Consider the following 14,735-nt stretch of genomic DNA (forward strand, 5'->3'; position numbering starts at 1 on the left):
AATGCTATTTTTCCTCACAGAAAAATAGCACTTGTGTTTTTTCACAATGGCTGTTAGCTATTGTAAATGGGCTACTGCCGTTCTTTTACCATTCAGTTCATGATAAGCCTGTACATATTCTTCAGCCAGTTTATCAACAAATTGTTGTGTAGAAGTAATCTCTTTAATTGCACCAATCCCTTGCCCGCTTCCCCAAATATCTTTCCAGGCTTTTGCTGTATTATCATTGAAGTTCATTGCAGAAGGATCACTTTCTTTTAAACTATTCGGATCCATCCCCGCATTCATGATAGAACCTTTCAAATAATTTCCGTGGATTCCTGTAAATAAATTGCTGTAAACAATATCTTCTGCGGTACTATCAACAATCATCTGTTTATATTCTTGACGAGCAAAGGCTTCTTCGGTCGCGATAAACGGTGAGCCAATATAACCGAAATCAGCTCCCATCGCCTGTGCAGCCAATACTGAATGGCCTCGTGCGATTGATCCTGATAAAGCTAATGGACCCTCAAACCATTCACGGATTTCCTGTATAAGCGCAAATGGACTCTGCTGACCTGCATGGCCTCCTGCACCTGCTGCTACTGCAATGATACCGTCCGCACCTTTTTGAATCGCTTTTTTTGCAAAATAATTGTTAATTACATCATGAAAAACGATGCCTCCATAACTATGTGCTGCCTCAAAAACTTCTTCGCGTGCCCCAAGTGAAGTAATAATAATCGGAACTTTATATTTCACACAAAGCTCCATATCCTGTTCCAGCCGGTCATTTGTTTTATGGACAATCTGGTTAATGGCAAATGGCGCTGCCGGCCGCTCCGGATTTTTGGCATTATAGCTTGCCAACTCCTCTGTAATTTCAGCTAACCATTCATCCAACTGGCTTGCCGGCCTTGCGTTCAGCGCTGGCATCGACCCGACAATTCCTGCCTTGCATTGTGCAATAACCAATTTTGGATTGCTAATAATAAACAACGGTGCCCCAATTACTGGGATACGTAAGTTTTGTAAAATTCCCGGAATATTCCCCATTAATAATCCCCCTTTATTCAACTCTACTAATACTTCATCAGTATTGGCCAAATCTCCTTCTCAAATGGATGACAATCAAAAAAGTCAGATGAATTGTTTTTCATTTCATCTGACCGTCTATGTTGCATTTGCTATTTCTTTACCACATTGAAATTAGCCCCGATGAGCTGCCAGTTTTGCGGGAATGGCAATCCTAACTTCCAATAGCCAACACCGCGCAAATTCAAGCGCTTTACTAAATCAAACTTTGCCTGAATGGAACGTGCATCCTCAAACCAGACAATATGCGAACGGCCTTGTTCATCATAGTAATTAAAGTATGGAGCCTGTGCAGTATAGTCAAATTGGATAGCCGCATTGTAACGTTTTGCCACTTCAATGGCACGTTGAGGGCTTATTGCTTCAGCGTAATCTCCTCCTTGTACAAAAGGCAATGTCCAATCGTAGCCATACAAATTTTGCCCAAGTAAAATTTTATTTGCAGGAATTTCTGTTAATGCATATTGTACTACTTGCTCAACTTGCGGCAGCGGTGAGACGGCCATTGGAGGTCCAGCAGAATAGCCCCATTCGTATGTCATTAGCATAACAAAATCCACTATTTCACCATGCGCTTTATAGTCATGCCCCATAAACCATTCACCCGGCTGATCGGCTCTCGTTTTTGGAGCCAATGCAGTAGAAACTGTATACCCTTCTGCATGCAAACGCTCGACAGCTCTACGAAGAAAGTTATTATAAGCTTCCCGCTGATCGCGTGAAATCCGTTCGAAATCAAAATGGATATCTGAAATATTTCCAATACGCTTTGCTTCAGCTATGATATTGTCCAGCAGTAAATTTTGAACAGCGACACTTTGGAAAATATCACGTGCTAGCTCAGCACTAAACTGATAATCCTCCAGATTAGTGATTGCCATTGCTATTCCTGTATTATTTTGCTCAGCAATTTCCGGTAATGGGTTAATTGTAGGCGCTTTTAATGAACCATCCCGTCTTGCTTCAAAACTGAAAATAGCTAAATACGTTAAATAAGGACTTGCCTCCCGAACTTGGTCCAGCAGCGTTTCACTTATTTCATCGCCTCTTGGTTCTACATATGCCAAAATTTCTGCGGACCTTTTAGTTGGTTCCGGTATATACAGTGAGGTGCCAATCATCAGCAAAGCATCCGGATTCAAGCCATTTGCTTGTGCAAGCGTTAAATAATTCACCTGAAAACGTTGACCAATAGACCATAAACTATCCCCTGGCTGTACGATATAATACTGCCCTTTCAATGGAACGACCAATGCTTGCCCGACCACTAACCGGGCCGGCTCTGGAATTTGGTTGGCTTCCACTATACTTTGCACTGTTGTTCCATAAGCCTGTGCGATTGCCCACAATGATTCTCCCGGTTGTACAACATGAATTTGAATTGTCCGTCCTCCTTTTTCTATGTACTAATTTATGAACTATATCCCGTGTTAATGCGGAAAGATAGGTTAGAAATACATAAGTAATAACAAGAAACAATTTTTAAGTGATTTCATTTATTCATATGCGCAACCAGGTTAACTGTTTCATACTATAGTTGTGAGGTGAAAAAATGCCAAGAGTAAAATACCGGGATTCCGATGTCGATTTAATGGCTCGAATGATGCGGGCTGAGGCTGAAGGTGAAGGAAAACAAGGGATGCTGTATGTCGGAAATGTAATTGTAAACCGAGCTATTGCCACGTGCCTGGATTTTAATGATGTAAGAACAATCGAACAGGTTATTTTCCAAGTACAGGGCAATAACTATTCTTTTGAGGCGGTACAAAAAGGAAACATGTTTTATCAAAGGGCCAGGGAGACAGAAAGAAGATTAGCAAGACAGGCGCTGGACTATTGGAGACAACATCCAGCGAAATATGCACTTTGGTATTTCAACCCATATGGTCCTTGTCCTCCAACATGGTACGATCAACCATTTACAGGTCAATTTAAACAGCATTGCTTTTATGAACCGATAGGTGGTACATGTGACAGTGTTTATCAGGGCTAACTATAATTACTGCCCAAATGTATAAGAAAAGCCTTGCACAAATATTTTGTGACAAGGCTTTTATCATTACTTTATCAGCTATTTTTTATTTGACTGCTGGTTTTTATCATGGTTTGTTTTATTGTTTTTATTTTTTAGTTTCGAATCGAATTCTTCCGAAAATTCCGCTGTATTATCTTCCGGATTCCGATTGTGACTTGTTGTATTTCGGTGTAATTCTTTATAAGTTGAAAAAGGATTATGTGTTCGCGTATTCATCGTCTCTTTGCTGTTTTTGCTCATATTTCATCACCTCCTACTGACTTAATGTGCTCAGGTTAGGATGTTTTATGCTTTTTTGAGGCTGACTCGATTTTTGTAATGAAAAATTGATGGAAAGCCATATTAAGAAGGAATCAAAATTGAAAGGAGCATACAAATGGGCAGAGACGATAGTAAGAGTAAAGGAACGAATAAACAATCATTACCGCAAACACCGAAAAACATGAAAATTGCACCAAACAAAGTAAAGGAAGAAATTGCAAACGAGCTAACGGAACTCCATCAGCAAGCTCAAAAAGGAAAACGAAAAATGTATTGATAGGAAAATGGCCTTCATCACAGTATGTACTGTAATGAAGGCCTGATTTACTTCAAGACAAAGGTTAGAACTGTCTCGCCTTCGCATTAATTCTCAAAATCTGGTTGTTCAAAGTTACCTCTGTTTCCCCTTTGATTTGAGATTTTTGATGCTTATCGCTCGTCCAGTTATGGTGGATCTTCTTAGATTTTGGATCTGTGAAACCCTTCTTATCCATTCGTTCCGCCTCCCTATGTTTAAAAGTGAATCAATATTAGTATGGCTGTTTTCGCTACAGTTATTCCCTACAAAGATAAAAATTGATGGAGCCACTCCTAACAATTTAGAATTTCTTCCGCGTATGGAATCATTGCATCCACGAATACTAAAAGTGTGAATCAGTCAATTTTCTTTGGAAAGGATGAGGAACAATGGCTAAAAAAAGTTCAGGTACACCTAGCTGGAAGCAAAATCACCCGATTACTTTATTATCCAACTCCGTTGAACGAACAGAACGTGCAGTAAAGCAGGCAATGTCCCACCCGGAAGAGTTTGCCGTTGAACATGCATTCAATTCAATGGAGCGTACCGAAAATGCGCTTGCCAATGCATTGCAAAGACAGGAGCATTTGGATATTGTCGAGCAAAATATATCCAAACTAGATGAGCTAAAGCAAAGCATCCTGGAAATTGATGAAAGCTTGAAGGATTCATAAAAGTTCCCCCGTTACATCTATGGACGTAACGGGGGACTTTCTTTACATATAGAGTGCACTTAAAAAAATTCCTAAAGCTTCTTCATAAATTTCACCAAATTGGCTAATTGGCAATGGGTTCGTTCCTAGTCCCAGTTCGACTGTAAAACCAGGGCGGCGCCAATCCTGAATAAACCAGTCTTTATACCCCGCATAGCTTTCAATTGTCTGTACCGGCTCATATCCGCTTACCCTTGCAAATTCATTGACAAGCTGTTCTGTTTCCGGAGGTTCCAATCCCATGAATCCCCAATAAATAACTTGCCCTTGAGTATGGAAAGCCAACACGCGTGCGAAATCTCGTTCAACTGTCAGTTCGGCCATTGCGATGGATTCCGGTTCGGATAGCGGACTTTCCCCACCATAGTCCCGCGGCCCAGGCGTTTTCGGATTTCTTTCTCTTTCACGTTCCCATTCAGCAGGGAACTGGTCGTTCAGATCAACCCCGTTAATATTCGCTTTCCAACCAGAGAAATCTGTACTGCCGCCATTCCATTCGATAAGCTTATTGCGGATAATTTCATTTTCCGGAGGTCCGTTCAGCACTAAATCCACTCCGTCCGGATTTACCATAGGTACAATATTTAAATTCGTCTGATTATATAATGGCAATGTATAAAGCCCTCGTATTGCACCATTATTCGTAAGCGACAGTAAATAATCATTAAGAAACGTCATGACAATCGGTGTCGTAATCCACTCATTGGCATGAAAAGAAGCATTAAAATGCACACGTTTCTGCCCGTTCCCAATCGTGAGCCCCGGAATTTCCTTATCTAATACAGAATTGCCAATCGGGTCATTAACGATAAACGGATAGATTGCCTGCAATGAACGAATATCCTGCACCATCTTCCTGTAATCATAATCCTGTTCACCGTTTACAACTCTCCATGTTACACGGACAGGCAGCCGCAGCCGTAGACCAACTTGAAGTACGTATGGACTGAGTACCGGATTTAGCAGAAAAAGCGCATCCATCGGCATATTGATTCTTTGTGCTATCGACCAAATCGTATCTCCACGTTGAACCGTATATGGATTTGTCACATAACCGGGAATCTGAGCGGGTTGGTTGGGCATCAGTGCCTGTGCATTCAAATTCCGGTTTGAGTCAAGTATCAGCTGAAAAGGAACATTAAAAACCTGGCTGTAATACCAAAAGGAATCACCCGGTCTTACGAAAATCTCCACAAAGCCCCTCCCTCAATAAAATCTTCAATAGGAAAGTATATGAATATGGGGAATGATTATTAACACAGTTCGAGAAAACGGATTTATAATCTTCAATCACTTTCTTTATCCCCTAATATTTCCCTATATAGCTGAAATTGAGAGCAGCATTATGTTATAGTAGAATCTACTAAATTTTTATTGTATGGAGGTTCATCATGGAGACGAAAAGAATATCGCTGCATCGTGCACTATCTGAATTAAAAATGCTTGGTGAACGAATCCAATCTGCTACGCACCGCGTAGTGCTGGCTCGAGCAAACCGAAAAAGCAACGAAAAAATTGAAGGCATGTCAATTGATGAATACAAAAAAGTAATGCAAGGTTCGTATGACAAAGTCACAAGCCTTATTCAATACCGTAATAAACTAAAAGCACTCGTTGTCGAATCAAATGCTAAAACAATCGTTAAAATTGGAGCAAACGAAATGACAGTGGCTGAAGCAATTGAACGTAAACAATCAATTGCATATGAGAAGGATTTACTGAATCATCTACGCCGCCAATATTTTGAAGCAATCGACGAAGTAACAGCTGCGAATGAGGCCCTTCCAGAAAAGCTAGAAAATTACCTGATTAATATTTTAGGCAGTAAGGAAAAGCAATCATCCTCAGACGAAGTGAAGCTTCATACCGATACTTTTATGAAGCGCAATGAATATGAACTGATCGACCCGATGCAAGTAAAGAAAACCATTGACGAACTTGCAGCGAAAATCGAGGAATTTGAGTCAGAAGTAGACGCTGTATTATCAGAATCAAATGCCACAACATTTATTGAGATCTAACTAATAATTTGCATAGCGTAGCGAAAACAGTAAACGGATCGGCGCTCGTGCTTTGACTGTGTGCGAGTTGAAACAATCAAACAGTCACTCAACCTACAATTAATAGATGAATTTTTAATAGAAAAGTTCAAAGATTAAAGGTTAAAGCTGAAATATCAAAATTCAAAGCTCTTAACTTTTAAAGCTCAATGTTCAAATGATAAAGCTTATTCAAATCCTGGATCATGGTTTAGGTATGCCGGTTTATGACCGTCTGTGGCCCCACCAGGCAGCTGTTGTTGTGCAAAATAAAATGCCGAATTCGCTTTCATGGCGAATTCGGTTTTTGTTTTACTTACCTTTTTACCGGAGCGCAGGTTTCCGCCCGAATAATTATGGACAACAAAAAAAGAAGCAGTCAATTGCAACTGCCTCCCTCAAAAATTAATAGAACACTCTCATTTTCATCATACCAGTACTTTTCTGCTCTATGTATGTATGATAAAAAATCATCGTAGCGCCCTGTCCAATTTTCAGGTACAAAATCCTCGTAGGAAGCTGGTTCTGAATAAAGGGAGTACAGTTCTCTTTTATCGAAATTTACGAATAAAGAAGGCATAAAATTATAAAAAGTGTTCTCTTTCGTTTCAGTAAGTAAATTTAACTTAAGGCTTTCTCTTAATTCTTTTGTTGAAACTGCATACTTGGCAATTCTTGGCGCAAATTCTGCATATGAATCCTCATCCAATATTTCTATACCTTTCCTCTCATCATCCTCTTCGATAAAAGTGCCCATATTTCCAAGTCCCATTTCTTTAAATTTCTTTTTATATGCTTCTTCTAACTTTTCTCTATCTAAAAACCAAATACCTTTTGGGGATACATACCATTTGAAACGAGTATCAATTAATACACCTACAATAATATTCTCAAGTGCTTTAGGCTCTAATAACATACATTTCAACTCCGTCTATTTATTTATACGTCCATAATTGAATCTGCAAGGTTAAGAAATGTTCTTCAATAATGCAAATAACCATTGCCATCAAACATATATAAACTCCGGTTGCCATTTTCGCATATTATAAAGTTCCCCCTAGCTTTGTTTTACTCTTCTATTATTTTTGCCTGCTCTTTCCGTGTTCAGATAACCGTTCATATCAAAATTGAAGCTTTTAAATCTTATTTTGCAATACAGTATGACAAGCTGCTCCGGCAATACGAAAATGAGTGTATAAAATATGCCAAAAGTCAAAAAGACGAGCGTGATTGTTTCATACAAATCGGACGAACCGATTTTCACAACAAATCGGATAAGAAAAACAAATGCCGTACTGCCGATAATTGCAATCGGAATATAGGATTTCGTTTCAAATTTACCACGCATTTCTTCGCTTCTTGATTCGGTTCGGTAATGCCCTTTTTTAAGAAGTAAATAAAAGCGGATCCATGTAGCAATAAAAAACACGCCTGCGATGGAAAGTGTAATCCAAGTTAAGTTTAATAGAGAAGCAACTGTTGCACGGTCCTGTTCCCCTAAAAGATATAACGGGGACAGAAAGAAAAATACGGAAAAATTTTGTGTCATGATAATCGACAGGAAGTACTGAAGCTTCTGCATCTTTTTAAAAATGGCAGGAATAGCGAATAAAAGAGACAATAAAATAATGATCCCTGTAAACCACATGTGGATTGTTTTAATGCTTTCGAATTTTGGATAGACTGTGTATTTACCTGCAATATTATAAGTCAGATAGAAACACAGTGCCTGCAGGAGAATACCTAAAACAAGCACCGATGCCAACGAATTCGGACTTTGTCTACCAGACTCCAACGGTCCCCGTAATACTGCGAAATCTTGTTCGGTTAGTTTTTTTAGCATGCGGTGAAAACCTCCATTTCATCTCAATACTATATAACCTAAATTATTCAGGTCAATACGGATTCAACAAAAGAGGGAGTTTATACTAAGTATTAAATTTTAAATAAGTAAACAATCTCATTTTATGTATCTGCTTTTTAAATACATTAATAACCTATGTCCTTCATTTTCCAAGGAAATCAAAGTAAGTTCTTAACCATGAATTATTTAATGGCAAATTCAGAACTCACTTCGACATCTTGATATTAAGAGCCTCAGAAATTAACTTAAGGTCTATCTGGCAATCATGCTGCTCTTAAGAAAGTTTCAACTTACCTTCTGATTACTCGATTTAAATAATGCTGAAATTAAAATACACAGGATTAGCCCTATACCTAAATAACCCATTAAGACATACAACTTACTAATCAACGTTGTAAAGCCAACTAAACTAATCGCAAAGCCAATGATGCATAGTAAATTGACCGCAACCTTAAATGCAAAACGATCCCGTTTTACGATTCGTACAGCCAGTATAGACAGAGTTCCTACAGCGGTACTGTAAATCATCGCTAACAGCACGAAGGACATGATGATTCCTACAGCAGGATGAATTTGTTTTGCAAGTTCCAGTGTTGGCATTTCCACACCTGCCACAATATCCATTTTGACAAATAAGGCAATATTAATGAGCAATATAAGCAAACCTAGAAAAATGCCCCCTAAAGCACCTCCTATTCTTGCAACCTTTCTATTTGGAGCCGTGCCCCCCATCACAATAAGCATTGCCGCACCACCCGCAATATTGTACGAAACATAAATAATAGCACCAGAAAACCAGTGCGGTGTTGCAGAAGGCTGACTTTTTGCGATTGCATTCAGTTCACTTATTGGATAATTCATCGTAAACAAAGAATAAATTAAAAGGATAAAAATGATACCAAGTAAATAAGGCATGAGCGCCGCCAGCATTTTAATGATACTTTCCGCATTTAGCATCAGTGTCACTACGACGAGCAGCGCCATTACCAAGCTGCCGACCGATGCATCCATACTGTACATCTGATTGAATGTAGAGCCTGCCCCAGCCAGCATAACAACCGCAATGCCGAACAGCACAAAGGAAATCAGCTGGTCCAGTACCGGACCAAAAAAGCGTCCACCAATAAAATGAATACCTTCCTTATGGGAAGTCGTCTGCAAATCCGAACCAATCTGTGCAAGCGTCATCCCCAACATCGTAAAAATAATCGTTGCTACAATACATCCAAACACACTCATTAACCCAAAGCTTGTAAAGTACTGCATAATCTCTTGTCCTGAAGCAAAACCTGCACCGACAACTAAACTGACAAACGCCCCTGCAATTTGAATACTCTTTTTCAATTCGCACCTTCTTTATATTTCTATTTATCATAGATACTTTATGTACAGGCAGGTAGAAAACATGCTTGAATATAAAAAGAAGAGAATTTGAATGGAAATCGCCGCAATAAAAAAATACTTTAACCGCTATTTTTCTAACGGTTAAAGTATTATAGAATTTAATATGAATTTTCTAATAACTAAACTTTACACGAACTGATGCGCTTACTGTCATTGTTCCAGGTTCTATCGGTGTCACTACCCGTTGGCTGCTTAACTGCATCGCTTTGTACGGGATGGGAGCAATCGTTTGCTCTTCGATTATTTCCACCGGCAACGTGTGTAATGTGACGCGCATCGTTTTAGCCATAGCTGTTGCTTTCCCCACGGCATCGATCAGAGCAAACTGAAGTGCCTGCCGGTAGTAAACATCTGTATCCGTTATTTTAAACTCGATAGCGGATACATGGTTTGCTCCATTTTGAATTGCCGTATCAATTACCGTACCTACTTGACCAATATCGGCGATTTTCACTGTAATAGCGTTTTGTACTTCATAGCCCCTTAGCACCTGTCTTCCATCTATGAAATCATAGGTTGGAAAGATATTGTAAGCTGCTGTCTGAATCGATTCTTTTGGAATCTTTAAAGCTATTAGTGAGTCTATTACACGATTCATAATGACCGCATTCTCCCGCTGAATCGTGCTGACATTTTCCCCTTGCGTCCGAACTTCGATTTGTACTTGCGCATAATCAGGCTGAGCAACAATTTCACCAGTCCCTGTAACGGTCATTTCCCGGGTGTTAGCGACTGGTTGAAACATCATTTGTTGGTGATACAAGAGCTTCCACCTTTCCTTTAACTCCATTTTCCTATCTTATGCGATATCTCGTTCAAATGCCGTTCTCTGCCGCATGCAGTTTTCTTAAAAACATTGTTCGCATTTGTGCATCGGTCTGATAATAATCTTCCAAACACTCTGCAAGCAGAAATCGCTTCTGTTCCTTTGTAAATTGACCCGCTTTCACTAGTTGCCGGACTTCCTTTAAAAATAATAAGTAATCCGGTTCAAGTCCATCCACAATTGCTGCGAAGTCATCCCGCAGATTTTTAGCAAGAATCGGGCTAATACCACTCGTCGTCACCGCGATCGTAATTTCATTTTTCTCATACATTGCCGGAAAATGAAACGAACTATTTGCAGGATTATCGACAATATTAATTAGCTGATTGGGGTGGCAGCTTTCTTTAACCAGTTGATTTACCGCTGTATCATTTGTAGCTGCAATGACGAGAAGTGCGTCTTGTACATCACAAGTTTGAAACGATTTTGCAATATGCTCGATTACACCATTTTCAACAAAGGCATGCAAACGTTCCTCAAGCACTGGACTTACGACTGTAATATTCGGTTGGAAGCGTAATAACGACTCGATCCGCTTAGCAGCGATTTTTCCGCCTCCTATTACAATCACTTTTTTATCTCTTATGTTGACCATCATCGGAAACATCGTCAGCTTCGCACTTCGCTTAACTTATGGAATTGTCGGCCATCCGTTACTGCTTCTACATAACCTTTACGAATCGTGAAATCACCGAAATGTTCACCTTCGAAACGTTCTTTTGCATACTCAGAAAAAATCGGTGCAAGGATACTCAAAATTTCTTCTTCACCAATATTTTCTTTGTAGATTTTGTTTAAGCGCTGTCCTTTAAAATCTCCGCCTAAGTATAAATTATATTTGCCAGGTCCTTTTCCGATAAAACCGATTTCACCCATTGCTGCACGTGAACAGCCGTTCGGGCATCCTGACATACGAATACCGATCTCGGTTTCACGCAGCCCGTTATCTCCCAATATTTCATCAATTTTTGTAATTAACGTAGGCAAATAACGCTCCGCCTCTGCCATTGCCAAGCCGCATGTCGGTAATGAGACACAGGCAATTGAATTGCGGCGCAGTGCCGAGTAATGCGCACCATCCGTAATGTTGTAGGCTTTTAACAGCTTATCAATGACCGTTTTTTTATGTGGTGTTACATCCGCGATTAAAAGATTCTGGTTAGGTGTTAAACGGAAAACCCCTGTATGCACTTTTGCAATTTCACGCAAACCTGTTTTTAACTGATAATCATCAAAATCTTTAATTCGCCCGTTTTGAATGAATAATGTAAAATGCCATTTTCCATTTTCACCTTTTATCCAGCCGTACTCATCTCCTGTACGCTTGAATGTGTACGGTCTTACTTCTTCGAGCTCCCACCCTAAGCGCTGATGCAGCTCTTCTTTAATAAAATCCAAACCTTTTGCATCTACCGTATATTTAAAGCGGGCTTTTTTACGTTCCGCACGATTTCCGTAGTCGCGTTGGATTGTTAAAATTTTCTCGGCTGTTTTAAGCAGGCGCTCTTTTGGAATATATCCGATTAAACGTCCTAATTGCGGGTATGTTTCTTTATCTCCATGTGTCATACCCATCCCGCCGCCTACCGCGACATTGAAGCCTAGCAGCTCGTCATTTTGTACAATGGCAATAAAACCAATATCCTGTGAAAATACATCAATATCATTGCTCGGTGGAACGGCAATACCAATTTTAAATTTACGCGGTAAATACAGGGCACCGTATACAGGCTCTATTTCTGTATCTTGTGTCCCATCGTAAACTTTTTCTCCATCGAGCCATAGTTCATGGTATGCACGAGTACGAGGCAGTAAATGTTCACTTAACCTAGCTGACCAATTATATACTTCTTCATGAAATGTCGATTGATTCGGGTTAACATTACACATCACATTCCGGTTTACGTCACCGCATGCAGCGATACAGTCAAGCAGTACTTCGTGAATTTCCTGCATATACTTTTTGACATTCCATTTTAAAATGCCATGCACCTGGAATGCCTGACGAGTCGTTAATTTTAGTGACCCATTCCCGTACTTTTCCGCCATCTCATCCATTACAAGCCACTGTTCCGGTGTTGCCGCACCTCCCGGAGTTCGGACACGGGCCATAAATTGGTAGGCTGGCTCCAGCTTTTGCCGTTCGCGTTCTGTACGTAAATCCCGATCGTCCTGTAAATAGCTGCCATGAAATTTCATGAGACGATTATCATCATCCGGAATTCCTGAACTAATTGGATACTGCATTGTTTTTTCTAAAGTTCCCCGTAAATAATTACTTTCGTCTTTAATACGTTCGACATCATTCGGTTTACCCGACTGTGGGGGAAGTACAATTTTCTGACTCATTTGCCTATCTCCTATCTCTGTTAAAATTAACGGTCATATCTGATTTAATAAACGTCTCGCTGATAACGTTTTTGGCTTTTAAGCTCATTAAAATACAGTGAAACTTCTTCATCCGTTTTGCCGCCCTGTTCCGCAACAATTCGGCGCAATGTTTGATCTACATCATGTGCCATATATTTCTCATCACCACATACATAGATAACCGCACCATCGTTGATCCATCTATAGATTTCTGCAGCATTTTCGAGCAGACGATGCTGTACATATACTTTCTGTTCTGTATCGCGTGAAAAGGCTACAGATAAATTCGTTAATGTCCCATCTTTGAGCCAGCGCTGCAGTTCAGTCTGATACAGAAAATCTGTAACAAAATGCTGGTCACCGAAAAACAGCCATGCATTGCTTTCGGTTCCTTCCTCAGCACGTTCTTCCAAAAATGAACGATACGGCGCAATGCCTGTACCGGCACCAATCATAATAATTGGTGTTGTTGTATCTTCAGGCAGACGGAAGTTCGGGTTTTTATGAATATAAACCGGAACCTTATCCCCAATTTCAATTCGCTCTGCCACTTGCCCCGATACTACTCCTATACGCTCACGTTCATCTACTTCATAGAAAACTTTACCGATTGTTAAATGCACTTCTTCTTCATTTGCCTTTTGGCTGCTAGCAATCGAATAGAGTCGTACCGGATTTTTACGAAGTTGATCAACAAATTGCTGGGCAGTCCAGTTGAACGGTCCAAATGTTTGCACAACATCCAGCAAGTCTCGTCCATAAATATATTGTTTCAACTTCACATCATCTTCCAGCAACTTCTTAAGCTCTTCATTGGTTGAAAAGGCAGCAAGCTTCTGTAGTAATGGTTTTGACAGTACGGTAATTTCAAAATGGGCAGTGAGCGCTTCACTTAATGTTTTAGACTGGTCTTTCACAGACACTATTTCCGATCCTTCAAAGCCAAGCGATAATAGTAATGCAGTTACTAAGCTTGCATCGTTTTCCGGAAGAATGCCGACACTGTCACCCGGTTCATAAGTTAAACCGGACCCTTCCAATGAAAGCTCCAAATGTTGCGTTTGCTTATTCGATCCGCGGCCATTTAAATTGATACTTTCCAGAACTTCCGCATAAAAGGGATTATTTTTGTTGTATACGGATTCTTCAGATACACTTACCGCAACCGGAGACTTTTGTAATTCCGGCAGTTTGTTCGGCATATTTTGTGCCAATGCTTCTACTACGCTCCCGATCCACTCTGATGCAAGATCGTCATAATCCAAATCACAATCAAAGCGGGGTACTAAACGCTTTCCTCCCAATTTTTCTAATTGCTCATCAAAATCAATTCCTGTCTTACAGAAAAATTCATACGAGCTATCGCCTAACGATAAAACAGAGAAAGATACATCCTCCAGTTTCGGCGCACGTTTACCATATAGGTAGCTATGGAAGGAGATGGCATTATCCGGTGGATCGCCTTCACCATGTGTACTTGTAATGATGAAAATATTTTTCTGTTTTTTCAGATTATTCACCTTAAAATCGGACATTGCAGATAGAGCGACCTCAACCCCCTGCGACTCTAAAGCCGTTTTCAATTTACTTGCAACCCGTTGTGCATTGCCTGTTTGTGAACCGTATAAAATGGTTGCCTCCTGTTTGACTGCTTCCAGTACTGCAACGGTTTGCCCTTGTTCAGTTACCGTTACTTCAAGCGGCTGACTGGAATCTTCAATTGTTTGTATTGCGCTTAAATAACCGTTCAACCAAACTTTTTGATAGTCCGTTAATGTTGGATAAAGCTCATTGATTAATTTTGTCTGTGCCTCGGAAAATGGGCTATTATGCAGATTTAACGTCAAA

Annotated in this window: 17 protein-coding genes; 4 read left to right on the forward strand and 13 right to left on the reverse strand. The window is 40.0% G+C overall.

Annotated features, from left to right (window positions below; genetic code table 11):
- Positions 1 to 57 precede the first annotated feature (57 nt).
- Both B5473_RS19255 and B5473_RS19260 read right to left on the reverse strand, forming a co-directional pair.
- Positions 58 to 1,038: an NAD(P)H-dependent flavin oxidoreductase gene (locus B5473_RS19255; RefSeq protein WP_079528164.1), complete on the reverse strand. Its 981-nt coding sequence runs from the start codon at positions 1,036 to 1,038 to the stop codon at positions 58 to 60.
- Between the two features lie 131 nt (positions 1,039 to 1,169).
- On the reverse strand, positions 1,170 to 2,426 hold the full coding sequence (locus B5473_RS19260) for a glycoside hydrolase family 18 protein (protein WP_254865373.1): 1,257 nt from the start codon (positions 2,424 to 2,426) through the stop codon (positions 1,170 to 1,172).
- Between the two features lie 203 nt (positions 2,427 to 2,629).
- On the opposite strand from B5473_RS19260, the gene B5473_RS19265 reads away from it, so the two are divergent.
- On the forward strand, positions 2,630 to 3,070 hold the full coding sequence (locus B5473_RS19265; RefSeq protein ID WP_079528168.1) for a cell wall hydrolase: 441 nt from the start codon (positions 2,630 to 2,632) through the stop codon (positions 3,068 to 3,070).
- 78 nt (positions 3,071 to 3,148) lie between these two features.
- On the opposite strand, the gene B5473_RS19270 is transcribed toward B5473_RS19265, so the two are convergent.
- Positions 3,149 to 3,352, reverse strand: a complete 204-nt coding sequence (locus tag B5473_RS19270; RefSeq protein WP_079528170.1) for a hypothetical protein — start codon at positions 3,350 to 3,352, stop codon at positions 3,149 to 3,151.
- A gap of 136 nt (positions 3,353 to 3,488) precedes the next feature.
- Between B5473_RS19270 and B5473_RS20755 the strand changes: the two genes are divergently transcribed.
- Positions 3,489 to 3,650 (forward strand): hypothetical protein, encoded by a 162-nt coding sequence (locus B5473_RS20755; protein WP_176142105.1) that lies wholly within the window; start codon positions 3,489 to 3,491, stop codon positions 3,648 to 3,650.
- A gap of 64 nt (positions 3,651 to 3,714) precedes the next feature.
- Here B5473_RS20755 and B5473_RS19275 read toward each other — a convergent pair whose 3' ends face one another.
- Positions 3,715 to 3,867, reverse strand: a complete 153-nt coding sequence (locus tag B5473_RS19275) for a YpzG family protein (protein ID WP_079528172.1) — start codon at positions 3,865 to 3,867, stop codon at positions 3,715 to 3,717.
- Between the two features lie 193 nt (positions 3,868 to 4,060).
- Between B5473_RS19275 and B5473_RS19280 the strand changes: the two genes are divergently transcribed.
- Positions 4,061 to 4,345, forward strand: coding sequence for a hypothetical protein (locus B5473_RS19280; RefSeq protein ID WP_079528174.1), 285 nt, complete (start codon positions 4,061 to 4,063; stop codon positions 4,343 to 4,345).
- A 42-nt stretch (positions 4,346 to 4,387) separates the two neighbouring features.
- Here B5473_RS19280 and B5473_RS19285 read toward each other — a convergent pair whose 3' ends face one another.
- Positions 4,388 to 5,578 (reverse strand): M14 family metallopeptidase, encoded by a 1,191-nt coding sequence (locus B5473_RS19285; RefSeq protein WP_079528176.1) that lies wholly within the window; start codon positions 5,576 to 5,578, stop codon positions 4,388 to 4,390.
- A 197-nt stretch (positions 5,579 to 5,775) separates the two neighbouring features.
- Between B5473_RS19285 and B5473_RS19290 the strand changes: the two genes are divergently transcribed.
- Positions 5,776 to 6,405 carry a hypothetical protein gene (locus B5473_RS19290; RefSeq protein WP_176142106.1) on the forward strand — a complete coding sequence of 210 codons (630 nt, stop codon included), beginning with the start codon at positions 5,776 to 5,778 and terminating at the stop codon, positions 6,403 to 6,405.
- 206 nt (positions 6,406 to 6,611) lie between these two features.
- Here B5473_RS19290 and B5473_RS19295 read toward each other — a convergent pair whose 3' ends face one another.
- The 8 genes from B5473_RS19295 to B5473_RS19330 form a co-directional block, all read right to left on the reverse strand.
- Positions 6,612 to 6,806: a hypothetical protein gene (locus B5473_RS19295; RefSeq protein ID WP_079528180.1), complete on the reverse strand. Its 195-nt coding sequence runs from the start codon at positions 6,804 to 6,806 to the stop codon at positions 6,612 to 6,614.
- Entirely contained in the window at positions 6,803 to 7,339 is a 537-nt protein-coding gene (locus B5473_RS19300) for a hypothetical protein (protein WP_079528182.1), read from the reverse strand. Before B5473_RS19300 ends, B5473_RS19295 begins: the two co-directional genes overlap by 4 nt.
- A 141-nt stretch (positions 7,340 to 7,480) precedes the next feature.
- Positions 7,481 to 8,266 carry an ABC transporter ATPase gene (locus B5473_RS19305; RefSeq protein WP_079528185.1) on the reverse strand — a complete coding sequence of 262 codons (786 nt, stop codon included), beginning with the start codon at positions 8,264 to 8,266 and terminating at the stop codon, positions 7,481 to 7,483.
- A 306-nt stretch (positions 8,267 to 8,572) separates the two neighbouring features.
- Positions 8,573 to 9,631, reverse strand: coding sequence for a YkvI family membrane protein (locus tag B5473_RS19310; protein WP_079528187.1), 1,059 nt, complete (start codon positions 9,629 to 9,631; stop codon positions 8,573 to 8,575).
- Positions 9,632 to 9,803: 172 nt separating this feature from the next.
- Positions 9,804 to 10,439, reverse strand: a complete 636-nt coding sequence (locus tag B5473_RS19315) for an SIMPL domain-containing protein (RefSeq protein ID WP_254865374.1) — start codon at positions 10,437 to 10,439, stop codon at positions 9,804 to 9,806.
- A gap of 67 nt (positions 10,440 to 10,506) precedes the next feature.
- Positions 10,507 to 11,124: a precorrin-2 dehydrogenase/sirohydrochlorin ferrochelatase family protein gene (locus B5473_RS19320; RefSeq protein WP_079528191.1), complete on the reverse strand. Its 618-nt coding sequence runs from the start codon at positions 11,122 to 11,124 to the stop codon at positions 10,507 to 10,509.
- Positions 11,125 to 11,126: 2 nt separating this feature from the next.
- The gene (cysI, locus tag B5473_RS19325; protein ID WP_079528193.1) at positions 11,127 to 12,866 is read right to left on the reverse strand and encodes an assimilatory sulfite reductase (NADPH) hemoprotein subunit; all 1,740 of its coding nucleotides are present in this window, start codon (positions 12,864 to 12,866) and stop codon (positions 11,127 to 11,129) included.
- Between the two features lie 44 nt (positions 12,867 to 12,910).
- Entirely contained in the window at positions 12,911 to 14,734 is a 1,824-nt protein-coding gene (locus B5473_RS19330; protein ID WP_079528195.1) for an assimilatory sulfite reductase (NADPH) flavoprotein subunit, read from the reverse strand.
- Between the last annotated feature and the right edge of the window lies 1 nt (position 14,735).

It is taken from the genome of Solibacillus isronensis, assembly GCF_900168685.1.
GTDB lineage: Bacteria > Bacillota > Bacilli > Bacillales_A > Planococcaceae > Solibacillus > Solibacillus isronensis_A.